This window comes from Agromyces neolithicus (assembly GCF_039529735.1).
Classification (GTDB): Bacteria; Actinomycetota; Actinomycetes; order Actinomycetales; family Microbacteriaceae; genus Agromyces; species Agromyces neolithicus.
The window spans coordinates 45042-71531 of sequence record NZ_BAAANJ010000020.1 but is presented as its reverse complement, the minus strand read 5'-3'; the positions used below and the strand labels follow the sequence as shown (position 1 = coordinate 71531).

The 26490-nt window shown below is 71.0% G+C and carries 23 protein-coding genes and 1 riboswitch; of the genes, 11 read left to right on the top strand and 12 right to left on the bottom strand.

What is annotated here, in order from left to right; all coding sequences use genetic code 11:
• Window positions 1-91 precede the first annotated feature (91 nt).
• Window positions 92-655: an ArsR/SmtB family transcription factor gene (locus tag ABD164_RS16910; RefSeq protein ID WP_344297682.1), complete on the bottom strand. Its 564-nt coding sequence runs from the start codon at window positions 653-655 to the stop codon at window positions 92-94.
• Between the two features lie 67 nt (window positions 656-722).
• Between ABD164_RS16910 and ABD164_RS16905 the strand changes: the two genes are divergently transcribed.
• On the top strand, window positions 723-1292 hold the full coding sequence (locus ABD164_RS16905; RefSeq protein WP_344297680.1) for a dienelactone hydrolase family protein: 570 nt from the start codon (window positions 723-725) through the stop codon (window positions 1290-1292).
• A gap of 408 nt (window positions 1293-1700) precedes the next feature.
• Here the strand turns inward: ABD164_RS16905 and ABD164_RS16900 are convergent, their stop codons facing one another.
• From ABD164_RS16900 to ABD164_RS16890, 3 genes are read right to left on the bottom strand one after another with little or no spacing between them, the layout of a single operon-like run.
• Window positions 1701-5546 carry an SCO7613 C-terminal domain-containing membrane protein gene (locus ABD164_RS16900; protein ID WP_344297678.1) on the bottom strand — a complete coding sequence of 1282 codons (3846 nt, stop codon included), beginning with the start codon at window positions 5544-5546 and terminating at the stop codon, window positions 1701-1703.
• Window positions 5543-5791, bottom strand: a complete 249-nt coding sequence (locus ABD164_RS16895) for a helix-turn-helix domain-containing protein (protein ID WP_344297676.1) — start codon at window positions 5789-5791, stop codon at window positions 5543-5545. The genes ABD164_RS16900 and ABD164_RS16895 overlap by 4 nt, the downstream gene beginning before the upstream one ends.
• The gene (locus ABD164_RS16890; RefSeq protein WP_344297674.1) at window positions 5791-6267 is read right to left on the bottom strand and encodes a DUF2975 domain-containing protein; all 477 of its coding nucleotides are present in this window, start codon (window positions 6265-6267) and stop codon (window positions 5791-5793) included. The genes ABD164_RS16895 and ABD164_RS16890 overlap by 1 nt, the downstream gene beginning before the upstream one ends.
• 226 nt (window positions 6268-6493) lie before the next feature.
• On the opposite strand from ABD164_RS16890, the gene ABD164_RS16885 reads away from it, so the two are divergent.
• The 3 genes from ABD164_RS16885 (at window position 6494) to ABD164_RS16875 (ending at window position 9365) form a co-directional block, all read left to right on the top strand.
• On the top strand, window positions 6494-7066 hold the full coding sequence (locus ABD164_RS16885; RefSeq protein WP_344297672.1) for an RNA polymerase sigma factor: 573 nt from the start codon (window positions 6494-6496) through the stop codon (window positions 7064-7066).
• A 70-nt stretch (window positions 7067-7136) separates the two neighbouring features.
• On the top strand, window positions 7137-8462 hold the full coding sequence (locus ABD164_RS16880) for a hypothetical protein (protein WP_344297670.1): 1326 nt from the start codon (window positions 7137-7139) through the stop codon (window positions 8460-8462).
• A gap of 42 nt (window positions 8463-8504) precedes the next feature.
• Window positions 8505-9365 (top strand): DNA-formamidopyrimidine glycosylase family protein, encoded by an 861-nt coding sequence (locus ABD164_RS16875; protein ID WP_344297668.1) that lies wholly within the window; start codon window positions 8505-8507, stop codon window positions 9363-9365.
• A gap of 20 nt (window positions 9366-9385) precedes the next feature.
• Here the strand turns inward: ABD164_RS16875 and ABD164_RS16870 are convergent, their stop codons facing one another.
• Window positions 9386-9766, bottom strand: a complete 381-nt coding sequence (locus tag ABD164_RS16870) for a DUF4180 domain-containing protein (protein WP_344297666.1) — start codon at window positions 9764-9766, stop codon at window positions 9386-9388.
• Window positions 9767-9835: 69 nt separating this feature from the next.
• On the opposite strand from ABD164_RS16870, the gene ABD164_RS16865 reads away from it, so the two are divergent.
• Genes ABD164_RS16865 through ABD164_RS16855 form a run of 3 tightly spaced genes read left to right on the top strand, consistent with a single transcriptional unit; the run spans window position 9836 to window position 12164 of the window.
• The gene (locus ABD164_RS16865; protein ID WP_344297664.1) at window positions 9836-10696 is read left to right on the top strand and encodes an Fpg/Nei family DNA glycosylase; all 861 of its coding nucleotides are present in this window, start codon (window positions 9836-9838) and stop codon (window positions 10694-10696) included.
• A gap of 52 nt (window positions 10697-10748) precedes the next feature.
• Window positions 10749-11336 carry a GNAT family N-acetyltransferase gene (locus tag ABD164_RS16860; RefSeq protein ID WP_344297662.1) on the top strand — a complete coding sequence of 196 codons (588 nt, stop codon included), beginning with the start codon at window positions 10749-10751 and terminating at the stop codon, window positions 11334-11336.
• Between the two features lie 27 nt (window positions 11337-11363).
• A complete protein-coding gene (locus ABD164_RS16855; RefSeq protein WP_344297660.1) occupies window positions 11364-12164 on the top strand; it encodes a putative protein N(5)-glutamine methyltransferase in 801 nt (266 codons plus the stop codon).
• On the opposite strand, the gene ABD164_RS16850 is transcribed toward ABD164_RS16855, so the two are convergent.
• Window positions 12153-12803 (bottom strand): phosphoribosyltransferase, encoded by a 651-nt coding sequence (locus tag ABD164_RS16850; RefSeq protein ID WP_344297658.1) that lies wholly within the window; start codon window positions 12801-12803, stop codon window positions 12153-12155. The genes ABD164_RS16855 and ABD164_RS16850 overlap by 12 nt on opposite strands.
• A 249-nt stretch (window positions 12804-13052) precedes the next feature.
• Between ABD164_RS16850 and ABD164_RS16845 the strand changes: the two genes are divergently transcribed.
• A complete protein-coding gene (locus ABD164_RS16845) occupies window positions 13053-14765 on the top strand; it encodes a VWA domain-containing protein (RefSeq protein WP_344297656.1) in 1713 nt (570 codons plus the stop codon).
• A 98-nt stretch (window positions 14766-14863) separates the two neighbouring features.
• Here ABD164_RS16845 and ABD164_RS16840 read toward each other — a convergent pair whose 3' ends face one another.
• The 6 genes from ABD164_RS16840 to ABD164_RS16815 all read right to left on the bottom strand — a co-directional run bounded on the left by ABD164_RS16840 (window position 14864) and on the right by ABD164_RS16815 (window position 22233).
• The gene (locus tag ABD164_RS16840; RefSeq protein ID WP_425545962.1) at window positions 14864-16357 is read right to left on the bottom strand and encodes a DHA2 family efflux MFS transporter permease subunit; all 1494 of its coding nucleotides are present in this window, start codon (window positions 16355-16357) and stop codon (window positions 14864-14866) included.
• Between the two features lie 229 nt (window positions 16358-16586).
• On the bottom strand, window positions 16587-17732 hold the full coding sequence (locus tag ABD164_RS16835; RefSeq protein ID WP_344297652.1) for a cysteine desulfurase family protein: 1146 nt from the start codon (window positions 17730-17732) through the stop codon (window positions 16587-16589).
• A complete protein-coding gene (gene nadC, locus ABD164_RS16830; RefSeq protein ID WP_344297650.1) occupies window positions 17729-18601 on the bottom strand; it encodes a carboxylating nicotinate-nucleotide diphosphorylase in 873 nt (290 codons plus the stop codon). The genes ABD164_RS16835 and nadC overlap by 4 nt, the downstream gene beginning before the upstream one ends.
• Window positions 18601-20196: an L-aspartate oxidase gene (gene nadB, locus ABD164_RS16825; protein ID WP_344297649.1), complete on the bottom strand. Its 1596-nt coding sequence runs from the start codon at window positions 20194-20196 to the stop codon at window positions 18601-18603. The genes nadC and nadB overlap by 1 nt, the downstream gene beginning before the upstream one ends.
• 1 nt (window position 20197) lies before the next feature.
• The gene (nadA, locus tag ABD164_RS16820) at window positions 20198-21532 is read right to left on the bottom strand and encodes a quinolinate synthase NadA (RefSeq protein WP_344297647.1); all 1335 of its coding nucleotides are present in this window, start codon (window positions 21530-21532) and stop codon (window positions 20198-20200) included.
• Window positions 21529-22233, bottom strand: coding sequence for an NUDIX hydrolase (locus tag ABD164_RS16815; RefSeq protein WP_344297645.1), 705 nt, complete (start codon window positions 22231-22233; stop codon window positions 21529-21531). The genes nadA and ABD164_RS16815 overlap by 4 nt, the downstream gene beginning before the upstream one ends.
• A gap of 268 nt (window positions 22234-22501) precedes the next feature.
• Here ABD164_RS16815 and ABD164_RS16810 point away from each other — a divergent pair, with 268 nt between their 5' ends.
• The 3 genes from ABD164_RS16810 (at window position 22502) to gcvT (ending at window position 26447) form a co-directional block, all read left to right on the top strand.
• Window positions 22502-22990 carry a DUF6220 domain-containing protein gene (locus tag ABD164_RS16810; RefSeq protein ID WP_344297643.1) on the top strand — a complete coding sequence of 163 codons (489 nt, stop codon included), beginning with the start codon at window positions 22502-22504 and terminating at the stop codon, window positions 22988-22990.
• Window positions 22991-23032: 42 nt separating this feature from the next.
• Window positions 23033-24964: a multicopper oxidase domain-containing protein gene (locus tag ABD164_RS16805; RefSeq protein ID WP_344297641.1), complete on the top strand. Its 1932-nt coding sequence runs from the start codon at window positions 23033-23035 to the stop codon at window positions 24962-24964.
• 45 nt (window positions 24965-25009) lie between these two features.
• A riboswitch (glycine riboswitch) is annotated at window positions 25010-25114 on the top strand.
• Between the two features lie 142 nt (window positions 25115-25256).
• Window positions 25257-26447 (top strand): glycine cleavage system aminomethyltransferase GcvT, encoded by a 1191-nt coding sequence (gcvT, locus tag ABD164_RS16800; protein WP_344297639.1) that lies wholly within the window; start codon window positions 25257-25259, stop codon window positions 26445-26447.
• The last annotated feature ends 43 nt before the right edge of the window (window positions 26448-26490 follow it).

Here is a 26490-nt window from a genome sequence, read left to right as displayed (position 1 = left end):
CCAGATCCTCGGCCACTGCCCCTACTGCAACCAACGAGCCGGACCAACCTAACCAAGTACTACTAGGAGTGGCAAGAAGCAGGCGGCCACCTCACTCTGCGGCCGGCAGGGCTGGGAACGCAGTTGGGTAGATGCCGATCGTGAACCCGTAGACGGTCTCGCCCGACCTCGGCAGCCGGTCGAATTCATCGACCAGCCCGGCCATGCGGTCCCAGAACTCAGATGCCTGATCCTCCGAGATGCGTGCGTGCCGGATGAAGCCCCAGAGACTTCCCTGATCGAACGCCGTCGCCGACTCGCGGGCGGCGACCTCGAAGTCGTTGAAGTCGCCCGCTGCCTCGCCGCCGAGGGCGGCGGTCTCCGCCATGATGGAGAACATGCGGGCGGTGCGCCCGTAGAAGCGCTCCTCGATCGCCCGCACCTTCCGCGTGCGCACGACCCGGAGCAGGCCGTTGCGGGCGAGCACATCGACGTGGTGGGCGACCGTGCTCTTGGGTCGCTCGACAGCCGCCGCCAACTCGGTGACGGTCGCGGCGCGCTCGTGGAGCAGCTGCAGGATCGTGGTGCGGAGGGGATGGCCGATCGCCCTCACCTGGGCGGGCTCGGTCAGCGCCATCCGATCGGCGAGCTCGTAGCCAGGAGGGTTGTCCGCCATGACCGAACAGACTAGCATCGTGGAATGATCCAAAATAGTCGATCAATTGAACGGGGATGCCGCTGACATGGCCGAAGTACTGCTGTACCACCACATCCAGGGCCTGACCGACGGAGTGCAGGCGTTCGCCGACGAACTGCGGCAGGCCGGCCACATCGTGCACACGCCCGATCTCTTCGACGGTCGCACGTTCGACAGCATCGAGGAGGGGTTCGCATTCGCCCGCGAGGCGGGTTTCGAGGCCATTCGGGAGCGCGGCGCCGCCGCGGCGGCGGAGCTCGGGCCCGAGCTCGTCTACGCAGGATTCTCGTTCGGCGTGACGATCGCCCAGCGACTCGCGCAGACCCGGCCCGGTGCCCGCGGGGCGCTGCTCATGTTCTCCTGCATCCCGGTCGCGGAGTTCGGGGGAGCCTGGCCCGAGGGAGTGCCGGTGCAGATCCACGGCAAGGAGGCCGACGAGTTCTTCGACGAGGACCTGCCGGCCGCACGCGAGCTCGTCGGCTCCACGAGCGACGCCGAGCTGTTCGTCTATCCCGGCGACCAGCATCTCTTCGCCGATCCCTCGCTCGACGCGTACGACGCCGAGGCGTCGGCGCTGCTCATGGAGCGAGTGAAGGGGTTCCTCGCCTCGGTCTGACCGACAGGGCGGGGCGTGAAGAGGGCGTAGGGCGGCGCGGTTGACTGTAGATGAGGTGCGGGAGCGGTATCGATCCGTGCCGTCGAGTACACCGACCTGCTCGGCTACGGGCGATCGTCGCCCGACGTCGCTGAGCCCGCAGCGACTGTAGGAACCTCCGAGCTGCGAGCGGCTTGTCGCCGGCCCATGCGCGGCCTGTCGGCCGGATGTGAGCGAATGTCACGAACCTCTTGAATCCTGCGACGAGGGGCGTATGATCATCCTCACCACCGAAGGACGCTTCGGCATAGAAAGGCCCGACGAGTCGACCGACGCCAGGGCCTTTCGGATTGTCTGGACCCGGATCGCCGCTCGATGGAGGCGCGGGTGCGTGCGATTCTCGCGAGCGCGGCCGGGCCACCGCTCACCTCATCGCAGATCACCCAGCCGGGCGGCGATGCCCTGCTGGGCGCCCGCGCGCCGCTCGGTCGTGACGGCGATGATGAGCAGCACGGCGCCGACCACTGCGAGGGTGATCCACCACGGCATCGACTCGATGCCGCGGCCGATCTGCACGGCGAAGACGACGACGTTCTCGATCGGCAGCACGATGATGCCGATGAGGAACGGCGCAGCGAGCTTCAGGGATGAGCCGACGAGGATCGCGGTGAGCGCGAACACGATGACGAGTATCGCTCGCCAGGTCTGCGGGTCGGTGAAGGTCGCCGCGATCGACGCGGAGAGCAGCACGACGAGCCCGGGGGCGAGCAGCGCCCACGATCCGGTCCAGCTCGCCGGCCAGGTCGTGAGCGAGCGCCGACGGACGTCATCGGTCGATGCCGCGGCATCCCGCATCGAGTCGTCGGCCCCGCCCCGCCGAAGCGCGACCACGCCGGCCGCGAGCAGGAACAGGCCGAGCGGCACCGACAACCACTCCACGCGCAGTTCGCGCGGGCTCCACGCGACCACCGCCGTCACGAACGCGACCGCGAATGCGAACCACACGGGTGGCAGGCTCGTGTGCGCGGAGAGCGAGCGCACCGCCGCGAGCAGCATGACGGCCAGCAGGGCCAGCATGAGCGCCCACATCGACCAGATCTCGGGCCACTCGGTGCGGATCGCGGGCCACGCCGCGAGTGCGAGGTAGACGAGCGCCGGAGCGGTCAGCCACCGCGATCGAGCGAGCGCCGAACCGGTTGGAGCGCCCGCGGCGATCGCACGCCCGGCCGTCGTCGCCGCCGCCGCGCCGATGAGGCCGACGCCGGCGCACACGAGTACGAGCGGGATGCCGACGAGGGGTGACCCGGGCATGCCGTCGACACCCAGGCGCGCGCCCTGCAGTGCGCCGGCCGCGGCGGCGACGATCGCCGACGAGAAGACCGCCGGCCGTATTGTCCGGAGTCGTGCCGCGCGCCGGGTACCGCCGTCGCCGCCCCCGCGGCCGATCACGAGACCGGTCGCGACGAGCACCCAGGCCGCGCAGATCAGTGCCCACCCGCGCAGGTCGGCGGCGCGGTCGGCGTCGTCGCCCTCCGCGATCGAGAGCAACGAGACCCCGAGCGTCAGCAGCGTCGGTAGCACCGCGACGAGCAGACCGGATGCGACGAGCACCACGCCGCGCGCACCGCGAGCGGTGAGCACCGCGCCGACGAGTGCCGCGGCCACGCCCGGCGGCACGAGGAACGCCTCGATCTCGGTGATGCCGGCGAGGCCCCAGATGCTCCAGAGCGCGCCGGTGAAGCTCGCCCCAGCGAGCCACCAGCCGAGTCGGCGGCGCTGCACGACCGCCATCGCGATGGCGCCGAGTCCGAGCACGACGAGCACGACGAGTGTCGTCTCGAGGCCTGCCGCGATGCGCACGAGCGAGAGCAGCACCGTGATCGCGCCGGTCGCGAGCGTCGACCACTCGATGGCGATGCGCGCGGCGCGTGATGCCACGGGGCCGAGCCCGTGACGCTCCAGCGCCCGCCCGATGGCCGCAGTCGCGGGCAGGACCCCGGCGACGATCGCCGCGATCAGGGGCAGCACGATGGGTGAGGCGCTGGCGGTGAGTACTTCGGCTCCGAGGCAGACCACGACCACAGCGGCACTCGGCACGATGAGCGCTGCGGCCGCCGTGCGAAGCCCGACGCCGAGACCGGGGCGGCGCGTGATGACGAGGCTTGCCGCGAGCAGCAGCATGAGCCCCGTCGAGAGTGCGGTCCAACCGCTGCGCTCGAAGACGACCTGCACGATGCCGATACCGAATGGCACGGCGGCGACCGCGAGGATCGCCCACCATGAGCGCGCTCCGACCCGCGGCAGGAAGGTCGCGACGATCGCGCCGAGCAGGCCGACCGCGGTCGTGAGGCACCACTGCGCGATCCCTTCGAGCGCCGTCGTGCCGAGCACTGTCGCCACGACCGCCAGAGAGTAGGCGAAGCCCGCACCGACGTAGAGGAAACGCACCTTCGCGGGGGTGACGAGCGCGAGCGCCGTGAGCGCCACGAGCACCGCGATTCCAGCCCACGGCTGAGTCGCGGCATCCGTGCTCGCGAGCAGCGCACCGAGTAGGATCGCAACGTGCGCGCCACCGAGGAGCGAACCGCCGAGGAGGGTACCGGGCCGCAGCACGGCGACGAACCGCAGGACACCGGCGACGAGCAGAACGAGTGCCAGCGTGATCATGATGCGCACACCGATCGGGAGCCCGGGCGCGCACGCGAGCAGCAGCCAGGCAAGCATTGCGAGCAGCGCTGCAATCGTGCCGAGCGCGCCGTCGGCCCCGCTCTGGGGTGCCGCCTCGGATTCCGCGGTCACTGTACGGCGTCGGCGTGCGGTGATCACCGCGATCGAGGCGAAACCGACGGCCGATGCGGCGCAGGCCGACGCGACTGCGGCGATGTCGCCGGTCGCGGTGAGCGGCCCGTCGTACGGCACGGGGGTGAGCGTGCCGACGAGCGCGGTGAGAACCGTCATGGCCCCGGTGAACGCAGGCACGGCGACGGATGCCGCGACCGCGCCGAGCGCGCCGCCACTGAAGGCGTGCTGCGCCACTCCGCGGAGCCCGGGCGCGAGCGCCCACGCTGCCACGACGCCGAGGGTCGCGGCCCCGACGAGCACGGCGATCGCCCAGAACACCGGCAGTCCGTCGCCGACGCCCGTCGCGAACGGCAGCACCGCGACCGCAGCGACGCCCGTGAAACCGGCGAGGGCGCTCCAGAAACCGCCCCCCGGGTGGCGCGAAGAGAGCACGCCGAGCACCGCGACGCTGGTGAGGACGCCGGTGACGAGAAGCCAGCGGGCCGCGCTCGAGTCCGTGTCCACGAACGGCATCAGCAGAATAGTGAGCGGAACGGCGGCGACCTGCACGACCGTGAGGGTGCGCTCCTCTGCGACGAGACGCCTGCCGAACCGGGGCGCCACGCGGCGAGCGAGCGCGATGAGGCCGAACGCGGCATACGCCGCAGCGAGGTGGCCGGTGAGTGATGCGCCGACTGCCTCACCCGCGTACCCGAACATCGCGGGAACCGTCGCGAGCGCGACGAACGATGCCCAGACCCAGATGCGGATGCGTGCCAGGAGCCCGAACGCGGCCATCGCAGCGCCGCCGACGAGCGTGGCGACCCCGGCGGCGAGCCACGCGCTCGCCGGGTCGGCGGCCGGCTCGACGATCGAAGCGATGTCGAGCGCACCGAACACGAGCCCGAGACCGCCGACCGATTCTGCCGAGAAGCGCAGGCCGCGACGGGCGAGCCACCACGCTCCGCCGATGAACACGAGCGTGATCGCCGTGATGATCGCGCTGCGCGCGCCGAGGTCGGTGAGGTCGGGGTTGAAGAAGGTGAAGACGACGGCCGCGACGGCGAGGAGCCCGGCGCCCGCGACGGCGAGCACCGACTGCACCGTCGCAGTCGATTCGGGACGCGCGGCGGCCGCGGGCGTTCGCGGCGTGTTCTCGCTCGACGGCGGTGCGATCGTGTCGGATGCCTCGGGGCCGACGGTTGCCAGAGAAGCGCGCGCCGCGACATCCATGGCCGCGACTCGGTCACCCATCTCGACCGGCACCGGAATCTGATCGACGACCGCCTGACGGTCTCGGATCGCGGCGGCGGCCTGCGCAGACGCGGCGGCGAGCGCCGAGCCGAGCTCAGCGTCGACGAGCGTGCCGCACGTCGGGCACCGACCGTCACGCAGGCGGTCGCGCGCGCACACCGGGCACACGGTCGCATCGAGCAGGTACGCGACCGCGGCGTCGCTCCATCCGCGCGCTACGGAGGTCGTGGGCGGGGTCACGCTGAGACCTCCGATTCGGCGTCGGTCGGGGCATCCGTCTCATCGGGCACCCAACGCAGGATGTCGCCCGGCTGGCACTCGAGCACGCGGCAGATGGCGTCGAGCGTCGAGAAGCGCACCGCCTTCGCCCGGCCGTTCTTCAGGACCGAAACGTTCACGGGAGTGATGTCGATCGCCGCCGCGAGATCGGCGACCGACATCTTGCGGCGGGCGAGTTCGACGTCGAGATCGATGACGATGGCCATCAGACGACCTCGGAGAGATCGTGCTGCAACTGCGCCGCGTTTCGCAGCAGTCCGCGCATGACGATGACGAGGAAGGAGAGCCCCGAACCGACGACCACGCCGAGTGAACCGAGCAGCAGGATGGACGGGTTGCCGACGCCCGCGGCGGCCAGGATCGCGAAGGCGACGACGATGAGCAGGGTCGCCGTCACGATCGCGCCGAGGATCACGTCGACCCAGCGGAACGCGTCGGCGCTGAAGATGTTCTGCTCGCCGACCATCGACAGCAGACGCCAGACGCACAGCATCACGACCTCGACGCACATGAGGAACAGCACGGCGATGACGATGCCCGGAACCTGGAGCCCCGCGAGCTCGGGGTAGTTCGCGGCCAGGCTGCGGGCCGTCCCCGGCACAAGGAACAGCTGGCAGGAGAGGAGCAGCAGGAGCATCACGGCGATGAGCGCCTTGAGCGCGAGGATGGTCGGCCGTTGCATGATATTCCTATCGATAATCGGTAGACAACTATCGAGAAACGATACACATGCGGGAGCGAAAGCGGTAGAGGCGCGGAGCGGGACTGCATGGCGGCGGCGGTCAACCGCAGGCGGTCACCGGGGGAGACGCTCGCCCGCCAGTGGTTCTCAGCCTTCACGTCGCGCGGGATCACCACATTCGCGACATCCCGTGCAAGACTCGCGGCAGACGCGACACATACATGGCGTGAGGATCGCCAGTGCCACTGCAGCCGCCGACGTGACCGAGGGGGTGGCGATGCCCGAGGGCGCCGACTCGCCCGTGATGAGCGCCGACGTGGAGTGGTTCACTGCGATCGTCCGTGAGCACTCGACCGCGCTCGTGCGCTACTTCGCCCGTCGCGGCCCGCGACAGGACGCCGAAGACCTTGCAGCCGATGTCTTCGTGACCGCCTGGCGCCGCCGTGACGACGTGCCACGCGAGGCCGTGCTGCCGTGGCTGTACCGCACGGCCGGATTCACCCTCGCGAACCACCGCCGCAAGCACATCGACCTCCCGGTCGACGAGGTGCCCGAGGCGGGCGCGGTGCGCGTCGCCGACGACCCCGAGCTGAGTGCGCTGTTCGACGCGGAACTCCGCGGCGCGCTCGCGAGCGTCGGCGAACGCGACCGGCAGATCCTGCTCCTGCATGCGTGGGAGGGCCTCGACGGGGCAGAGCTCGCCGAGGCACTCGGCATCTCCCGCTCAGGAGCCGATGCCGCGCTCTCGCGCGCTCGCAAGCGCCTGCGCGAGGCGTGGGGCGAGCGGATGTCGTTCTAGGCGCTCCTGCAAGATTCGGGCTCTCCTGCACATATCCGTAGGTGAACCACACCCACGGAGGCTGATCGACATGAACGACCACCACGAACTCGACCCGGTCGCGCGACTGCGCGCCGCCGACCCTGCGGCCGAGGTCGAGCCCCGTGAAGGGTTCGCCGACGAGGTCGTGGCTCGTGCGACGTCCGAGCCGGCCGCTGAACCGACGGCCGCGTCGGCACCGGTCGCCGACCTGACCTCGGAGCGCGCCCGCCGTCGCCCGCGCTGGCTCCCCATCGCCGCGGTCGCCGCGTCGATCGCGATCGTCGGAGCCGCCGGCTACGGTGTCGGAGCGTTGACGGGCGGGCCGACGAACCTCGCTGAGAGCGCTGCGCCGCCGATCTCGCTGCAGACGGACATCGGCGGCAATGGCGTCGCGACCGACGCGGGCGCGATGGAGGGCGGGGCTGCGGCGGACGACGCCAGAATGTCGGCCGGATCGCAATCAGCCGACTCGATCTATCCCTACGGGTTCGGCCGGAACCACTTCAGCTCGTCCGGGCTCGCCACGGCGGAGGGAACGGCGCCCGCGTACGCCTACGACGCCCGCGCCGCATCGAGCGCCGAGAACGTCACCGCGCTCGCTGCCGCGCTCGGCGTCGAGGGAACCGCCGAACTGAAGGACGGCAGCTGGCTCGTGGGCTCGCAGGACGGCACCGCCCCATACCTGGGCGTCAGCCTCGACGGCACGCTCGGCTTCTCGTATTGGAACCCCCTGATCGATCCGTGGAAGTGCGCAGAGGGCGTCGACGTCGTCGAGGCGTGTGAACCGGTGGGCGAGCTTCCCAGCGAGGCGGCTGCGATCGACGCGCTGCGCTCGCTCATCGTGTCGGTGGGACGAGACCCCGGCTCATTCGAGTTCATGTCGGAGACCTGGGAGGGCGCGGTGACGCGCATGGCCCAGGCCTGGCCCGTCGTCGACGGGCAGCGCATCGATCAAGCCTGGTCGCTGGAGCTCACCGATGCCGGAGTGTCGAGCGCCTACGGTGCGCTGGCCCGCATCGTCGATCTCGGGGAATACGCCGTCGTCAGCGAGCAAGAGGGATTCGAACGTCTCTCCGATCCGCGCTTCGGCGCGCAGATGACGATCATGCCGCTTGCCATGCGCGAACAGCCGGCGGTCGCAACCGAAGAGTGGGTGCCTCCCACCGAACCGCCCGCGACGCCGACCGAGGGCACGTCGCTCTCGTGGCCGGTGAACGAGGTCGAGATCGTCGGCGCCCGTCTGGGTCTTGCGAGCCAGTGGCAGCCCGACGGGAGTGTCCTCATCGTTCCGGCATACGAGTTCACCGATGCCGAGGGCGGCGCCTGGTCGGTCATCGCCATCGACGAATCGATGCTCGACTTCGCGACGGAGTGATCTCGGTCTCCCGTCGGATCGCTGGTGTGCAATGCTGGCGGCATGCCAGAGTCGCCAGAGGTGCAGGCGCTCGTCGAAGATCTCGGCGCACGGCTGGCCGGCCGTGAGATCAGCGACGTCGACGTCGTCGAGTTCCGTGTGACCAAGACGCGCGATCGTCCGCCCTCGTCGCTCGTCGGCACGCGGGTGCGGGGCGCATCGCGTCACGGCAAACACGTCGCCATCGCCGTCAGCGATGCGCAGCACCTCGTCGTCTCGCTCGGCAGGCACGGTTGGGCACGATATGGCGGCGTCGGCAGCGACGCTCCTGCGACGGATGTCCCTGCCGGCGACATTCCGCCGACACTCGTCGCGTTCACGCTCGACGACGGCGAGGTTCTCGAATTCACCGATGCCGGTGACTGGGTGTCGCTCGGCTGCTGGGTCGTCGACGATCCGACCGAGGTGCCGGCGATCGCGAAGCTCGGCCCCGACCCCGCGAACCCCGGGTTCGTGCGGGCCGACTTCGACCGGGCGGTGACGGGGCGACGCAAGCAGGTCAAGGCAGTGCTCCAAGAGCAGGAATCGCTTGCCGGCATCGGCAACGCGTACTCCGACGAGATCCTGCACACCGCGAAGGTCTCGCCCGTCGCGCACGCCGCCGCACTGACGCTCGACGAACTCGACCGGCTCTTCGACTCCACCGTCGGCATCATCACCGAGACGATCGACGCCCGCCGCGGGGTACCGATCGACGGCCTCAAGGCGGCGAAGGTCGCGGCCATGCGCGTGCACGGCCGGACGGACGAGGCGTGCCCGGTCTGCGGCGACACGATCCGCGATTTCTCGTTCGCGAGCACGACCGCCCAGTACTGCCCGACCTGCCAGACCGGGGGCGCGATCCTTCCGCTGCGGTCGAGCTGACCGGCGCAGACTGCGGCGATTCAGCGTCGAGTCGTCGCCGAGGCCATGGCGAGCCTCATTTCGAGCGCAGCCTGGTCTTCGACGAACCAGACGTGCTGGCCGTGGTTCGACTCCCATACATAGTCGCGCAGCGCGTCGCTCGCCGAGAGCTGCCGAGCGATGTCGCCGACGATCACGAACCGCACCCGGTAATTGACGAACTTCTGCGTGATCTCCCCGGCGATGCCCGTGCTGAGGTCGAAGAAGTCGTCGGCGAGCCGCTCGACCGGCACGGCGACGACTGCGGCGTCGTGCGCCCACGCGTCGCCGATGAGGTCGGCTGCATCGTCGGGTGACGCGATCGACGCGCCTTCGGGCGCGAGGTGAAGGGTACGGATGCCACTGCTCTCGTCGATGCGCATGGCTCGACACTATTCGACGGGGTGAAGAGATGCTTCGCAGATGTCGGGGGCCGGTGCCACGATGGGGGAGTGCCCGAACTGCCCGAGGTCGAGACGCTCACGCAATACCTGCGCGAGTTCGCGGTCGGGCGCGCCATCGCATCGGCGAGCGTCGCCGCGATCGCGGCGCTGAAGACGTTCGACCCGGCCCTCACCGACCTCGCAGGCCGGCAGGTCGTCGCGGTGCATCGGTCCGGCAAGTTCATCGACCTCGACGCAGCGGGCCTGCACCTCGTGTTCCACCTTGCCCGGGCCGGGTGGTTGCGCTGGTACGACGAGGTGCCGAAGACGCTCATCAAGCCGGGCAAGTCGCCGATCGCCCTGCGAGTGCGCCTCGACGACGGCTCGGGGTTCGACCTCACCGAGGCAGGCACCAAGAAGTCGCTCGCGGTGTACGTCGTCCGCGATCCGGCAGAGGTCCCCGGCATCGCGAGGCTCGGTCCCGACCCAACGGCGCCCGACTTCTCGCTCGCCGACTTCGCCGAGATCCTGCGCGACCGCCGCACGCGCATCAAGGGCCTGCTTCGTGATCAGTCGGTGTTCGCGGGGGTCGGCAATGCGTACTCCGACGAGATCCTGCACACCGCGAAGATGTCGCCCTACGCGCTCGCCGCGAAGCTCGGCCCCGACGACGTCGAGAACCTGTACCACGCGATGCGCGGCACCCTCGAGGCTGCGATCGCCGAGGCATCCGGCAAGCGACCCGACGAGCTGAAAGACAACAAGCGCACCCACATGCAGGTGCACGGGCGCACCGGCCAGGCGTGCCCGGTGTGCGGCGACACCGTGCGCGAGGTCATCTTCGCCGACTCCACGTTCCAGTACTGCCCCACCTGCCAGACCGGCGGCAAGCCGCTCGCAGACCGCGTGCTGTCACGTTTGCTCAAGTAGTGTGCCGGGTGCTGCCGGCTCGGTGTCGGTGGCCGCTGCGAGACTGGCGGGGATGACCGACGAACTCTTCTCTGAACGACTGCTGCTGCGCCCGCTCACCATCGACGATGTCGACGACTATTTCCGCGTCTACGGTGACGCCCGCACCTGGCAGCACCTTCCGGGCGGGCGCCACACGAATCGCGGCGACTCGGCGCGTGCCATCGAGCGATCGATGCTGAGCCGCCGAACCGCGGGCTTCGGGCACTGCGCGGTGGTCTTGCGCGAGCCGGTCGGCGCGCTGCGGGCGGGAACGTTCGTCGGGTCGGCCGGTGCGACGATGCTGCAATTCGACGCGTGGAACCTCGGCTACCGCTTCGCACCCGAGGCGTGGGGCAACGGCCTCGCGACCGAGGCGGCAGGCCTGGCGCTCGCCGCCGCCCAGTCGGCTCGACCCGAATCCCCGGTCACCGCCCGTGTTCTCGCCAACAACCCGCCTTCGGTGCGCGTGCTCGAGCGACTCGGCCTCCACCTGGTGTGGCAGGGCGCCTCGAGCGCGGCCGCCGTCGGCCCTGACGACACGACGCACCTCGAACGGCTGGTCTTCGCCGATCGCCCGCTCGATGACACGATCCTCGAATCCGTGATCGCGCTGGGCTGAGCCCACAGCGTGACATACGATGCAGTGATGCCTGCCGAAGCCGACCTCGTGCGCCGACTCCGGGCGGCCGGCTGCGTCTTCGCCGAAGACGAGGCGAGCCTGCTGCTCGAGACGACCGACGATACCCACCTGCTCGAGGCGCTCGTGGTGCGCCGCGTCGCCGGCGAGCCCCTCGAGCAGGTGCTCGGCTGGGCCGAGTTCGGCGGCATGCGCCTGACCGTCGAGCCCGGTGTCTTCGTACCGCGCCACCGCACCGAATACCTCGCCGAGGTCGCGGCCCGTCTCGCGGGCGAGCGCAGGGTCGCCGCGGGCGGTGCACGCCCGGTCGTCGTCGACCTCTGTTGCGGTATCGGTGCGATCGGCGCGATGATCGCCGATATCGCGGGGCCGGTCGACCTCGTCGCCGCAGACCTCGACCCGGCGGCGGTTCGCGCGGCACGGCGCAACCTCGAGTCGCGCCGAGCGCGGGTGTTCGAGGGCGATCTCTTCGACGCGCTGCCCGACGACCTGCGAGCCCGCATCGACGTGCTCGCCGTGAATGCGCCCTACGTGCCCACCGACGAGATCGCGCTCATGCCGCCCGAAGCGCGTGACCACGAGGCTCGCATCGCGCTCGACGGCGGCGGCGACGGGCTCGACGTGCATCGCCGCGTCGCGGCATCCGCTGCCCGCTGGCTTGCACCCGGCGGCGTTCTGATCATCGAGACGAGTGGTCGGCAGGCGGCCACCGCAGCCGCCCTCATGCGACAGGGCGGGCTCGTACCGAGCATCATGCACGACGACGACGACGCCACGATCGTCGTCGGCGAACTCCGCTCAGCCGCTTGAGCGAGCTGCGGCCAGTAGCGCGGCGACCTGCGCGTCGGGCGTCTGCGTGAAGTCGAGGTAGTGCGAGCCGACGGCCATGAATCCGCGCGGTGCCGAGAGGCAGACCACCTCGTCGACCTCGGGCATCGATGCGATCTCGCCCAGGCTGTCGGGGGCGCCGACCGGCGCCGCCACGACGATGCGTGTCGCGCCCCGGGCATGTGCGACCAGGCAGGCGACCCGCATCGTGGCGCCCGTGGCGATGCCGTCGTCGACGATCACCGCGGTGCGCCCCGCGAGGTCGACCGGGCCTGCGTCGCCACGGAATCTCGCGACGCGGGCCTCGAGCTCGTCGCGCTCGCGGCGCTCGACCGCGGCCAGCTCGCCGGGCTTCAGGCGCACGTGCGAGATGATGTCGTCGTTCAGCACGCGCGCCCCCTGCTCGCCGATCGCGCCCATCGCGAGCTCGGGCTGGCCGGGCACACCGAGCTTGCGTACGACGAGCACGTCGAGCGGGGCGCCGAGCGCGACCGCGACGGGTGCGGCGACGGGCACGCCGCCGCGGGGAAGCCCGAGCACCACCGAGTCGGGCACGTCGAGGCCGCTCAGGCGGGCGGCGAGCCGCCTGCCTGCGTCGGCGCGATCGGTGAAGTACTCCATGCGGCAACTCCATGCGGCAACTCCATGCTCGCACGTGGCAGACGCTGCGACCACCCGCGAACGATGCCTCCATAGTGTCGACGCACGCCAGCGCCGCCGTCTCGCGGTCGCTCGTTGTGGAACAGCGCCAAGTACCGAGCGAAATTCGCGTTCTGGGCGGCGTCGCCTACACTGAACGAAATCCTTCCCCCTGCTGGGGAACCCGTACAAGGATGCGGCGGGCCCCCGCCCCGCCGGCTTGGAGAGCCCGTGGGACGTCACACCGTCGCGGCGCCGGCGTCGATGCCGCGCCGCGGAATCGTCATGTCCATCATCGGGGCGGTCGCCGTCGTCGCCCTCGTCGGTTCGGGGGTCTACCTCTGGGTCGGCGGTCACCTGAACCCGCTGCTCGCGTCGGCAGACGGCGGATGCGCCGAACCCGTGCAGCTCGCCGTCGTCGCCGATCGCACCATCGCGCCGGCACTCACCGCGATCGCCGAGGACTTCGATGACGCCAATGACGGCTGCGTTTCGACCGAGATCACCGCGCAGGACTCGGCCGACACCGCCGCGGTGCTCGCGTCGGGCAGCGCCGACGCCGACGCGTGGGTTCCAGAGTCGAGCGTGTGGCTCGACCGCATGAACGCGACCGCGGCATCGCTCGGCCAGGCCGTGCCCGCAGTCGAGGTGCGCGACGGCGTCGCGTCGTCGCCCGTGGTGTTCGCCGCCGCGGCCACGAAGGCCACCGCCCTCGCGAGCGAACCGGTGAGCTGGACCAGGGTGCTCGGGGGCGCGCTGCCGACGATCCTGCCCGACCCCGAGGCATCCGCCGCGAGCCTCGCAGGCCTCTACGCCCTGCGCGGACACTCGTCGCCCGACGACCCGCGGCAGTTCGCCGGCGCGATGATCGCGCTCGGCAAGTCGATCCCGGCGTCGACCACCGCGGCATTCGGCGCGCTCGGCGCGAGCGACGCGCCGATGATCGTCATCACGAGCGAGGCGCAGGTCGCCGCCTACAACAACGAGGAGCAGGCCGAGCCGCTCGTCGCCGCCTACCCGACCGACGGCACCGTTGCGCTCGACTACCCGTTCGTCGTGCTGCCCGAGGCGGCATCGCAGCAGACTGAGACCGCGTCGGCCGACCCCGAGCCCGACGGGGTGAAGACGAAGGCCGAGCTGCTCGAGGACTTCGAGGCCGCGATCCGCGCCGACACCGAGGTGCTCACCGCCGCCGGCTTCCGCGCCGCCGACGGCACCGGCAAGCTCGATCTCGCTGGTGTGGGGGTCGAGGCTCCCATCGCCGGGACCGCGCTCGACGGCGCTGCACAGCTCGAGATCCTTCGCGCGTGGGGCGTGCTCACGCTGCGTTCGCGCATGCTCGCCGTCATCGACGTCTCGGGCTCGATGGAGGAACCGGCAGAGAGCGGCCTGCGCCGCATCGACATCTTCCAGCAGGCCGCGGTCGGCGCCATGGAGAAGTTCTCGGGCGAGGTCGAACTGGGCGTGTGGATCTTCTCGACGGCCCGCAACGGCGAACTCGACTACGAAGACCTCGCACCGATCGCGCCGCTCGCCGACCTCGCGCACAAGCAGCAGATCGCCGGCATCATCCAGTCGCTGCCCGACCGCCTCGGTGGCGCCACCGGCCTCTATGATTCGACCCTCGCAGCCGTGAAGCGCGTGCGCGAGAGCTACGACCCCGAGAAGGTCAACTCCGTGCTGCTCATCACCGACGGCAAGAACGAGGACGAGAACGGCATCTCGCTCGAGGCGCTGCTCGCCGAGCTCAAGAAGATGGACGACCCGACGAAGCCCGTGCCCGTCATCATGATCGGGTTCGGTCCCGACACCGACGTGCCCGCGATGCAGCAGATCGCCCAGGTCACCAAGGGCGCCGCGTACTCGGCCTCGAAGCCCGAAGACCTCGGCATCGTGCTCGTCGACGCGCTCTCGCAGCGCACCTGCCGCCCGAACTGCGGCTGACGAAACCCTGCCAGAACGAGTGAAGGGGCCCGGCGCGATCTGCGCCAGGCCCCTTCGTTCGCGTTCGCACGGATGCCGCGCGCTCGCCGTCTGGCGGATCAGTGACCCACGGGTGCGCCCTGCATCATGTCGGCGGGCCGGCGCACGAGGAATGCACCGACGACGGCCGAGATCGAGAGGATCGCCCCGACGAGGAACGCGGTGCGGATGCCCGCGGCCTCGGCGGCGAGGGCCGTGGTGCCCGCGGCCGTCTCGGTTGCGGTGCGTGCCGTCATCACGGTGATGAACAGCGCGGTGCCGGCGGCGCCGGCGACCTGCTGGATGGTGCCGACGATGGCCGAGCCGTGCGAGTACAGCCGCGGCTCGACCGACCCGAGTGCCGAGGTGAACAGCGGGGTGAACATGAACGCGAGCGCCGTCGACATCACCACGTGCGCGATGAGGATCATGTACGGCGGCGTGCTCTCGGAGACCATGGTGAGCGACCACAGCACCAACGAGACCACGATGCTGCCCGGCACGAGCAGCGGCGTCGGCCCGAAGCGATCGTAGAGGCGGCCGACGGTGGGGCCGAACAGGCCCATGATGAGCCCGCCCGGCAGCAGCAGCAGGCCGGTGAAGAGCGGGTCGAGCCCGAGCACGTTCTGCAGGTAGATCGGCAGCAGGATGATGGTGCCGAACAGCGCGGCCATCATGACGACCATGAGCGCGACCGACACCGAGAAGTTGCGCGAGCGGAACGTGCGCAGGTCGAGCAGCGCTCGGTCTCGGCGCTGCAGCATCAGCTGCCGAACGATGAACCCGAGGATGCCGAGCACGCCGACCGCGAGTGCGATCCACATGGCCGGTGCATCGGCCGTCGAGCGCCCGCTCACGACGCCGCCGACGAGGCTGAGTCCGTAGACGAGCCCTCCGAAGCCGAACGCCGACAGGATGACCGAGAACAGGTCGATGGGCAGCACGCGGGTCTCGCTCACGTTCTCGACGCGGCGGATGCCGATGACGAGCATCACGAGCGCGATCGGCAGCACGAGCCAGAACATGTACCGCCACGACAGGAAGCTCAGGATGAGCCCAGAGATGGTCGGCCCGATCGCGGGTGCGACCGACATCACGATCGACACGCGACCCATGAATCGGCCTCGATCACTCGGTGCGACGAGCGTCATGAGGGTCGTCATGAGCAGCGGCATCATGATCGCGGTGCCGGTGGCCTGCACGACGCGCGCGAGCAGCAGCACCTCGAAGCCCGGGGCGAGCGCCGCGAGCAGGGTGCCGGCCGAGAACAGGCTCATCGCGGTGATGAAGATCGGCCGGGTCGCGATGCGTTGCAGCAGGAAGCCCGTGATCGGGATGACGACGGCCATGGTCAGCATGAAGGCCGTGGTCAGCCACTGCGCCAGCGAGAGCGTGATGTCGAGGTCGGTGACGAGGTGGGGAATCGCGACGCCCATGATCGTCTCGTTGAGGAAGACGACGAATGTTGCGCCGAGCAGCAGCCAGATGACGCGGTTGTTGCGTGCACCGTGGTCGGGCTGGTGGGCGACGACGGCGGCGTCTTGCGCGGCGGCGTCGGCGGGGGAGTCGATGATGCCGTCACCGGGTATGCCACGATCGGCGGTGCCTGGTGGTTCGAGGTCGGGAAGGGCGCGTTCGGTCACGGAATGGGTCCAATCGGTTTCGGCGCACGGCTGCGCCGGGAGAGCGTCGATGTCAGTCGAATAGATGGGTCAACCCGAGCCACGGGATCCGCTATTCCCGGATTGCCGTTTCCATCGACATGAATGGATCTCGCAGCTCGTGGCGCTGCCTCGCAACGCGTCAGGTGGCGACGATACCGCGCACCGCCGACACGGCACGGGCGACGGATGCCCCGGCCGCGTCGATCTCGTCGGCAGTGGTCTCGCCGCCGAGCGTGAACCGCACCGCGGTCTGCGCGAGTTCGCCCGGAATCCCGATCGCGGTGAGCACGTGCGAGGGCTCGTCGCTGCCGGCGGCGCACGCCGACCCGCTCGAGCACACGACGCCGTCGCGCTCGAGCTCGAGCAGCACCGCCTCGCCGCTCGTGCCGGGGAAGACGAACGACACGGTGCCCGGCAGCCGGTCGACGGGGTCGCCCGTGAGCATCGCGCGGGGCACGCCGCTCATGACCAGGCGCGTGAGGCGTGCGCCCAGCGCCCCGACCCGCGTCGCGGCATCCGTTCGCTCGTGCTCGGCCAGCCGCAGCGCCGTGGCGAACGCCACCGCACCGGCGACGTTCTCGGTACCCGAGCGGCGGCCGCGCTCCTGCCCGCCGCCGTGCAGCACGGGTTCGAGCGCAAGGCGGCCGCGCACGATGAGCGCGCCGGTGCCCTTCGGCGCGCCGACCTTGTGGCCGGCGAGGGACAGCGCGTCGACCCCGAGCGCGTCGATCGAGAGGGGCAGCCAGCCCGCGGCCTGCACCGCATCGGTGTGCATGAGCGCGCCCGCGTCGTGGGCGATCGTGGCGAGCTCGGCGATCGGCTGCACCGTGCCGATCTCGTTGTTGGCGAGCTGCACCGAGACGAGCGTGGTGTCGGGCCGGATGACCCGGGCGAGCGCCTCGGGGCGCACGACCCCTGTCGCGTCGACCTCGACCTCGGCTACCTCGAAACCGTGCACCCGCGCGAGGTACGAGGCCGACTCGAGCACCGCCTCGTGCTCGATGGGCGAGACGACCAGGTGGCGGCCGCGCGGGTTCGCGAGCGCGAGCCCCTTCACGGCGAGGTTGTCGGCCTCGGTGCCGCCGCTCGTGAACACGACGTCACCAGGCCGGCAGCCCACGACGGCGGCGACCTCGGCACGGGCCGCCGTGAGCGCCCGGGCCGCCTCGTCGCCGAGCCCGTGACTGCTCGACGGATTGCCGAACGCACCCGACAGGAACGGCCACATCGCCTCGAGCGCCTCGCGGCGCACGGGCGTGGTGGCGGCGTGGTCGAGGAAGATCACGCGTGCCTCACAGGTTTCGCCGCGACGACGACGTCGAGCCCGAGGTCGAGCGACCGCACCGAGTGCGTGAGGGCGCCGACCGAGATGACGTCGACCCCGGTCGCGGCGATCGCGGAGACCGTGTCGAGGGTGACGCCGCCCGACGCCTCGACCACCGCGCGGCCCGCGATGAGCTCGACGCCGCGCCGCAGGTCGTCGAGCCCGAAATTGTCGAGCATGACCGTGTCGGCTCCGCCGGCGAGCACCGCCTCGACCTGGTCGAGCCGATCGACCTCGACCTCGAGATGCGCCGTGTGGGGCATGCGCTCTCGCGCTGCGCGCAGGGCGGTCGCAAGGTCTTGCCCGCCCGCGGTGAGCACGGCGAGGTGGTTGTCCTTCGCCATGACCGCGTCGGAGAGTGACCGGCGGTGGTTGCGCCCCCCGCCGTCGCGCACTGCCTGCCGCTCGAGGCTGCGCAGGCCCGGCGTCGTCTTTCGGGTGTCGACGATGCGGGCGCGCGTGCCCGACGCCGCGGCCACGTACGTCGCCGTGAGCGTGGCGATGCCCGACATGCGCTGCAGCAGGTTCAGGCCGATGCGCTCGGCGCGCAGGATGCCGCGCGCGGGGCCCTCGACCCGGGCGAGCGTCGCGCCGGCTTCGAAGGGCTCGCCGTCGCGCGCGAGCGGTTCGACCGAGATGCGCGGATCGACGAGGCGGAACGCCGCCGCGAACACGTCGATGCCGCTCAGCACGCCCGGCTCGCGCGCCACGAGTTCGGCGGTCGCGCTCGCGTCGGCCGGGATGAGTGTCTCGGAGGTGAGGTCGCCCCACGGGGCGTCCTCGTCGAGCGCGGCTCCGACGATGCGGTCGATCTCGCGGGCGTCGGTCATCAGGCGGCCTCCAGTTCGGGTGCGACGGGTGCGGCCGACGATGTGGTCAGCGCCGGGTCATCCGTTCGGAAATGCGCACCGACGCTCTCGCGGCGCGCTGACGCGGCCGTGACGGTGATGCGCGCGAGGTCGAGCAGGTTGCGATCCTCCGCCGTGCGCCGGTCGCGCACGTCGGGTGCGTGCCACGCGTCGAGGCGAGCGGATGCCGCTGCCAACCCCGACGCGTCGCGCTCGAGCCCCACCGCCTGCCACATGAGCTCCTGCAACTGCTCGCGGTCGACCGTCACCGTCGCGCCGTCGCCGCCGACCCCGCCCACCCCGCGCGCAGTGCAGGAAGAACCGCGCGACGCGCCGCCGGCCGGGTGGCTCATCACGGCGTGTCGGGTCGAAGTTCCTGCATCGGCCGAGCCACCCGCGTGGGGGAGTCCGGTGTCGGAGCAGAGCGCCCGGGCCGCGCGGTCGGCGAATACGGCGGCTTCGAGCAGTGAGTTCGAGGCCAGGCGGTTCGCGCCGTGCACGCCCGTGCGGGCGGTCTCGCCGACCGCGTACAGCCCGGGCAGGCTCGTGCGCCCGTCGAGGTCGGTGACCACGCCGCCCATGGCGTAGTGCGCCGCGGGCGTGATCGGCACGGGCTCGCGCGACCAGTCGAACCCGGCATTGCGCACGACGGTGTTGAGGCCGGGGAAGCGCTGGGCGAGGAACTCGGCGCCGAGCGCCGTGGCATCGAGCAGCACGGGCGCACCGCCCTGTGCGGTCATCTGCCGCCAGACGGCACGGGCCACGACGTCGCGAGGCGCGAGCTCGGCGTCTGGGTGCACGTCGAGCATGAACCGACGGCCGTGGTGGTCGCGCAGCACCGCACCCTCGCCGCGCACCGCTTCGGATATCAGGGGAGTGCCTGTCGCCGCCAGCGCCGTGGGGTGGAACTGGGTGAACTCGAGGTCGGCGACGCGAGCTCCGGCGCGCCACGCTGCGGCCACTCCGTCGCCCGTCGCGACCGCGGGGTTCGTCGTATGCCGGTAGAGGCATCCACTGCCGCCGGTCGCGAGTACGACCGCGTCGGCTCGATGCTCGGTGATCGAGCCGTGCTCGTCGAGCAGCGCGGCGCCGACGACGTCGCCGCGCTCGACGACGAGGTCGACGAGCATCGTGCGCTCGGCGATATGCACTGCCCGGCGCCGCACCGTCGCCACGAGCGCCGACTCGATGGCGGCACCGGTGGCATCACCGCCCGCATGCAGGATGCGCGGCCGCGAGTGGGCCGCCTCGAGGCCGCGTTCGAGCCCCGACTCGCCGCGGTCGAATGCGACACCGAAACGGATCAGGTCGCGCACGCGCGCGGGGCCCTCGTCGCACAGCACCCGCACCGCGGCGGGGTCGGCGAGCCCGGCCCCGGCTTCGAGCGTGTCGGCGAAGTGCCGGTCGGCCGAGTCGTCGGGGAACAGGGCCGCGGCGATGCCGCCCTGGGCATACCTCGTGTTCGACTCGGCGAGCTCGGTCTTCGTGACGAGCTCGACCTCGCAGCCGGAATCGGCCGCCTTCACCGCGGTCCAGAGGCCGCCGATGCCGCCGCCGACGACCAGCACGCGGCTCATCTCAGGCTCCGGTCGGTGCCGCGACGGGGGTGGGCTTGGCCGCGAGCATGCGCTCGAGCGCGAGCCGGGCGGGGTCGGCGACGTCGGCCGGCACGGTGATGCGGTTCACGACGCGGCCCGCGACGAGCTCTTCGAGCACCCACGCGAGGTAGCCCGGGTGGATGCGGTACATCGTCGAGCACGGGCAGACCACCGGGTCGAGGCAGAAGATCGTGTGCTCGGGGTACTCGGCCGCGAGCCGCTGCACGAGGTTGATCTCGGTGCCGATCGCGAAGGTCGACCCGGCCGGCGCGGCCTGAATGGCCTTCACGATGAAATCGGTCGACCCCGAGGCATCCGCCGCATCGACGACCGGCATCGGGCACTCGGGGTGCACGATGACCTGCACGCCGGGGTGGTCGATCCGCGCCTGCGCGATCTGGTCGACCGTGAAGCGCCGGTGCACCGAGCAGAAGCCGTGCCAGAGGATGACGCGGGCGTCGTCGAGCGCCGCGGCGTCGTTGCCGCCGAGCGGGCGGCGCGGGTTCCACATCGGCATCTGCGAGAGGGGCACGCCCATGGCCTTCGCGGTGTTGCGGCCGAGGTGCTGGTCGGGAAAGAAGAGCACGCGCTGCCCGCGCTCGAACGCCCACTCGAGCACGGTCTTCGCGTTCGACGAGGTGCAGACGATGCCTCCGTGCCGGCCGACGAAGCCCTTGAGCGCGGCGCTCGAGTTCATGTAGGTCACGGGGATCACGGGCACGCGCCCGTCGGCATCGACGGCGTCGAGGTCGCCGTACACGTCGGCGAGCTGCTCCCAGCACTCCTCGACGCTCGACTCGTCGGCCATGTCGGCCATCGAGCAGCCCGCGGCGAGGTTCGGCAGGATCACGGCCTGCGCGGGGGTCGAGAGCAGGTCGGCCGTCTCGGCCATGAAGTGCACGCCGCAGAAGACGATGGCCTCGGCGTCGGGCCGCGAGAGCGCGGCGTTCGCGAGTTGGAACGAGTCGCCGACGAAATCGGCGTGCTCGATGACCTCGTCGCGCTGGTAGAAGTGGCCGAGCACGACGACCCGGTCGGCGAGCGCGGCCTTCGCGGCGCGGATGCGCGCGTGCAGTTCGTCGTTCGAGGCGGTGCGGTACGCCTCGGGCAGGGCGCTCTGGCGCGGCGAGCCGGTGGGGATGACGTCGCCCATCGACGACCCGGGTCCATAGGTGGCGGGGCCGGAGTCGAACTGCCACGGCCCCTTCGCGAGGTCGGGCGTGCACGCCTCGCCGGGCGTCGCACCGGTGGCGATGAGTTGAATGGTGCGGTCGACGGATGCCGCTGCTCGGGTCTCTACGATCGTGGGGTTCATGATGCTGGCCTCTCTCTCATGAACGGTTCGCGGGTCTGGGCTGCTGCGGTGGTGGTCTCGTAGCGGTAGATCTTCGGGGGTCGGTGCGGAGCGCCCGAGGCGCGCTCGCCCGTCTCGAGCAACCGGCCCGAGGCGAGCATCGTGCGCCGGAAGTTCGCGGGGTCGAGGCGGCGCTGCAGCACGATCTCGTATACCTCACGCAGTTCGGCGAGCGTGAACGTCGCGCCGAGGAACGCGTGCGCGAGCTCGGCGTACTCGACCTTCGTGCGCAGGCGCCACAGGGCGTACTCGACGATGCGGTTGTGGTCGAACGCGAGCTCGGGCATGGTGTCGGCCGGAACCCAGCGCACGTTGGGGCCGACCGTGGCCTGCGCGGCCTCGTCGCTCTGCACGAGCGCCCAATACACGACCGAGACGACGCGTTCGTCGGGTGAGCGGTCGACTTCGCCGAAGGTGTAGAGCTGTTCGAGGTAGTTCGGCGCGAGGCCGGTCGTCGAGCGCAGCGTGCGGGCGGCAGCGGCCTCGAGCGCTTCGTTCGGGGGCAGCCAGCCGCCGGGCAGCGCCCAGAGCCCGCGCTGCGGCTCGCGCGTGCGCCGCACGAGCGGAGTCCACAGCACCGGATGCCCGGCGTGATCGGGACGCAGGGCGAAGATCACGGTCGAGACCGCGAGGCGCACGGGTGCGCCGTCACGTAGCGTCATCCGGCACCTCCGATCTTCGAGTCAGGATGACTCGAACAGTCAACGAACGCAGCTTACAGTCACACTGACCTGAACACCAACTGCGTTACGCCACCGAGGCTGTGCGTCACCCGCGCGTCACCCGCGAGCGCCGGCTGTGCACCGAGCAGGGGGATTGCCCCGACGACGAGTTGAGTACTGGCACTGATGTGACGCCGTTCACCGGGCGCCAACATGGTGCCGTCCCGGCCCACAAGGCGTGCGTCGGCGCTCCCGAGAGGATCCCCCCATGCGCAAACTGTTTCTGACCGTGGCGTGGTTGTTCACCGCCGCCGTCGTGCTCCAGCTCTACTTCGCCGCCGTCGGCGTGTTCTCGAACCCCGAGGACGAACTGTTCGCCTGGCACGGCATGAACGGCCGCTTCGCGCTGCCGATCCTGGCCCTGCTGCTCATCGTGACCGCTGCGCTGGCCCGTGCCGGTAAGCGCACGATCTGGCTGAGCGTGCTGCCGCTCGTGCTCATCCTGTTCCAGACGGCGCTGTTCATCCTCACAGGGGTGATCTTCGGCCTCGGCCCCGACGACCACGCGAGCCCGCCGCTCGCCGCAACGCTGTTCATCTCCCTCCACGCCGTCAACGGCGCAGCGATCCTGCTCATGGGCGTGCTGATGATCGTGCGGGCGCGCCGGCTCGTGCGCGAAGGCCCGCCCGCCAAGCCGGTCGAGGCATCGACCGCGCCCGAGGCCGACGAGACGCCCGCCGCAGTGCCGGGTGCCTGACCGCACTTCAGCCGAATCCGGTCGAGCAGTGAGGAGGGCGCGATGACCACCGCCGCCCTCTTGCTGCTGCAGGCCGCCGCCGCAGTCGCCGGCGCCGGCCTCTGGCTCGCGGCCGGATTCGCGGCCGGGTCGGCTGCCGATCGACGCACCCGAAATGAGCGGATGACCGTACTCGCGTTCGCCGCGGGCGGCACGCTCGGGCTCCTCGCCGCCGGGGCGCTCACCGCCCTGCTCGCGGGTCGAGGCTGGTGGTTCGCGGGCGAGAAGGTCACGGTAGGCCTTCCCTTCCAGATCCTGGGCCTCGTCGCGGGCGGGCTCGGCTGCGCGTGGTGGCTTCGCGACATCCGGGCGGGCCTCGCACGCACGCTCATGCTCGGCGGCGGCTACGCCATGGCGGCGGGTGTGCTCGCCACGTGGCTCGTCGGCTATCCGCCGCAGCCGATCGCCGCGATCGTGCTCCTCGGCATCGTGGTGCTCGTGACGGGCCTCACGTGGGCGCTGCTCGCGCATCGCAGCCGCAGAGCCGTCGCGGGCTTCGCCGGGATGCTCGCCGTGCTGCTCGCCGGCGGCGTCGCGTGGTCGTGGCTGAGCGACATGGCCGCGCCCAGCATCGAGGCGTCGGGCGCCCACGACCACGGCGATGCGCTCACCGCCGCAGAGATCGGCGCGCCCGCGATCCCGGTGACCGCGCTGCGCACGCCCGACGATTCCCCGGGCGAGGTGCATGCGGTGCAGCTGACCGCGGCGCGGCACGACGTGACGCTCGCCTCGGGCGACACGGTCGAGGCGTGGGGCTTCGGCGGCGACGGGGTCGCCGGTCCCGAGCTGCGGGTCACCGAGGGCGAGCTCGTCGAGGTCACCCTCGTCAACCACGACATCGACGACGGCGTCACCCTGCATTGGCACGGCTACGACGTCCCCAACGGCGAAGACGGCGTCGCGGGCGTCACCCAGGACTCCGTCGCGCCCGGGGACCGGTTCACCTACCGCTTCACCGCCGACCAGCCCGGCACGTACTGGTACCACACCCACCAGGCCGCCTCGGAGGGCGTGCGCCGGGGGCTCTACGGCATGCTCGTCGTCGAGCCGGAGGGCGGCGTGGCCGAGTCGCTCGACCTCGCGCTGCCCGTGCACCGCATCGGCGGCGAGGTCGTGATCGGCGCGACCGATGGGCCCCAGTCGTTCGAGGCCGCCGAGGGCGAGGTCGTGCGCCTTCGGGTTGCGAACACCGAGCAGACGCCGGTGCGGGTGACCGTCGCGGGTGCGCCGTTCACGGTCGCCGCGGTCGATGGGCGTTCCCTCGAGGGCGCGACCGAGATCGAACGTCGCTCGGTACGACTCGGCGCGGGCGCGCGCGCCGACCTCGTGTTCACGGTGCCGCTGAACGGCGCGCGATTCGAGACCGACCTGTCCGAGGCATCCGTCGTCGCCATCGCGCCCGCCGGTGCGTCGGTCGGCGATCTGCCGCGTGCGGTGACGGATGTCCCGGAGCTCGACCTGCTCGCATACGGCGGCGGCGAACGGCCCGAACTCGGCCCGTTCACGGCCGAGGGCACGCTCGTGCTCGACCGCATGCCGCGGTTCCTCGGCGGCGCCCCGTCGTACGCGTACACCGTGAACGGCGCGGTGTTCCCGCACGTCGCGCCGATTGAGGTGCGTGAGGGCGACGTCGTGAAGGTCACCGTCGCGAACCGCGGATTCGACGTGCACCCCATGCACGTGCACGGCCACCATGTGCTCGTGCTCTCGCGCGACGGCGTGGCTGCGACCGGTGCGCCGCTCTGGCTCGACACGGTCGACGTGCGCCCCGGCGAGGTGTGGGAGCTCGCGCTCGTCGCCGACAATCCCGGCATCTGGATGGACCACTGCCACGACCTCGAACACGCCGCGCAGGGCATGATGATGACGCTCGCGTACGACGGCGTCACGACCCCGTTCGAGCACGCCGGCGCCCACGGCAACCGTCCAGAGTAGCAATCGGCGCTGCTAGGATCGGCGTACAACCTCATACCGGGCCATCGACGCGTCGCGGGAGAGCCGGCCAGTACTCGAGTTGAGCACTGGCCGGCACCGAAGGAGCAAGCCTCCCTGCCAATCTCTCAGGTCTCACACCGCGACGACGAGGCCGCTCTGAAAAGCGAGCGTCGCGTGAGCGACACTCCGCCCAAGGTGAAAGCGCGACCCATCGCGTGAAACTCTCAGGCTCATGACAGAGGGGGAGTTCTCATGCGGCGCCCGCCGCACGACAGGCACGTCTGGAGAACTCGTGACCCCCGAACCCGGTACCACCACCCCTGAGGCATCCGCCGCGGCGGTCGAGCGGCTCAGCCCGCTCGATGCCGTGCACCGCGCCGCCGGCGCGAGCTTCACCGACTTCGCCGGATGGCAGATGCCGGTGCGGTACTCGAGCGACCTCGCCGAGCACCACGCCGTGCGCACCACGTCGGGTCTCTTCGACCTGTCGCACATGGGCGAGATCGTGCTCATCGGGCCCGAGGCCGCCGCGGCGCTCGACTACGCGCTCGCCGGCAAACTCTCGGCGATCGAGGTCGGCCAGGCGAAGTACTCGCTGCTGCTCGCCGAAGACGGTGGCATCATCGACGACCTCGTGGTCTATCGCACCGGTGACGACCGGTACATGGTGGTCGCGAACGCATCGAACGCCGGCGTCGTCGCGGCCGAGCTGCGCTCCCGCGCCGCCGCGTTCGACACGATCGTCTCCGACGAGAGCGACGACGTCGCGCTCATCGCGCTTCAGGGTCCCGACGCGCGCGCCGTGCTGCTCGAGACGCCAGGCTTCGGCGTCGACGGGCCCGGCAACGATGCCGACGACTTCGACACGGCCATCGGCGCGCTCAAGTACTACCGCGCGTTCCCCGCGACCTTTGAGGGCGAGCCGGTGCTCGTGGCCCGCACCGGCTATACCGGCGAAGACGGCTTCGAGCTCTACCTCGCCCCCGAACGGGCCGGCCGCCTCTGGGAGGCCCTGCGCGAGACCGGCGGATCCCGCGTCGTGCCATGCGGGCTCGCGAGCCGCGACACCCTGCGCCTCGAGGCGGGAATGCCGCTCTACGGCAACGAGCTGAGCCGCGAAATCCGACCCGCCCAGGCGGGTCTCGGTCGCGTCGTCGCACTCGCGAAAGAGGGAGACTTCGTCGGCCGCGCCGCGATCGAGGCCGGACAAGCGGCCGATGCGCCGGTGCTCGTCGGCCTCGCAGCCGAGGGCCGGCGAGCCGCCCGGGCGCACTACGACGTGTACGACGGCGACGGCGCCGATGCGGCCAAGATCGGCGAGATCACGAGCGGCGCGCTGTCGCCGACGCTCGGACACCCCGTGGCGATGGCCTACGTGTCGCCCGAGGCCTCGGAGCTCGGGCGCGAGCTCTTCGTCGACGTGCGCGGCACGCGTATCGCCGCATCCGTCGTGAAGCCGCCGTTCTACAAACGCGACGCCTGACCGATTCCCACGACCGCCACCAACGCATCACCGACCTCGAGGA

Bases quoted from the DNA above. Each gene is read 5' to 3' on its own strand.
- ABD164_RS16910 (WP_344297682.1), bottom strand. From the start codon at position 655: ATGGCGGACAACCCTCCTGGCTACGAGCTCGCCGATCGGATGGCGCTG.
- ABD164_RS16905 (WP_344297680.1), top strand. From the start codon at position 723: ATGGCCGAAGTACTGCTGTACCACCACATCCAGGGCCTGACCGACGGA.
- ABD164_RS16895 (WP_344297676.1), bottom strand. From the start codon at position 5,791: ATGGCCATCGTCATCGATCTCGACGTCGAACTCGCCCGCCGCAAGATG.
- ABD164_RS16890 (WP_344297674.1), bottom strand. From the start codon at position 6,267: ATGCAACGGCCGACCATCCTCGCGCTCAAGGCGCTCATCGCCGTGATG.
- ABD164_RS16880 (WP_344297670.1), top strand. From the start codon at position 7,137: ATGAACGACCACCACGAACTCGACCCGGTCGCGCGACTGCGCGCCGCC.
- ABD164_RS16875 (WP_344297668.1), top strand. From the start codon at position 8,505: ATGCCAGAGTCGCCAGAGGTGCAGGCGCTCGTCGAAGATCTCGGCGCA.
- ABD164_RS16870 (WP_344297666.1), bottom strand. From the start codon at position 9,766: ATGCGCATCGACGAGAGCAGTGGCATCCGTACCCTTCACCTCGCGCCC.
- ABD164_RS16860 (WP_344297662.1), top strand. From the start codon at position 10,749: ATGACCGACGAACTCTTCTCTGAACGACTGCTGCTGCGCCCGCTCACC.
- ABD164_RS16855 (WP_344297660.1), top strand. From the start codon at position 11,364: ATGCCTGCCGAAGCCGACCTCGTGCGCCGACTCCGGGCGGCCGGCTGC.
- ABD164_RS16850 (WP_344297658.1), bottom strand. From the start codon at position 12,803: ATGGAGTACTTCACCGATCGCGCCGACGCAGGCAGGCGGCTCGCCGCC.
- nadC (WP_344297650.1), bottom strand. From the start codon at position 18,601: ATGACCGACGCCCGCGAGATCGACCGCATCGTCGGAGCCGCGCTCGAC.
- nadB (WP_344297649.1), bottom strand. From the start codon at position 20,196: ATGAGCCGCGTGCTGGTCGTCGGCGGCGGCATCGGCGGCCTCTGGACC.
- nadA (WP_344297647.1), bottom strand. From the start codon at position 21,532: ATGAACCCCACGATCGTAGAGACCCGAGCAGCGGCATCCGTCGACCGC.
- ABD164_RS16815 (WP_344297645.1), bottom strand. From the start codon at position 22,233: ATGACGCTACGTGACGGCGCACCCGTGCGCCTCGCGGTCTCGACCGTG.
- ABD164_RS16810 (WP_344297643.1), top strand. From the start codon at position 22,502: ATGCGCAAACTGTTTCTGACCGTGGCGTGGTTGTTCACCGCCGCCGTC.
- ABD164_RS16805 (WP_344297641.1), top strand. From the start codon at position 23,033: ATGACCACCGCCGCCCTCTTGCTGCTGCAGGCCGCCGCCGCAGTCGCC.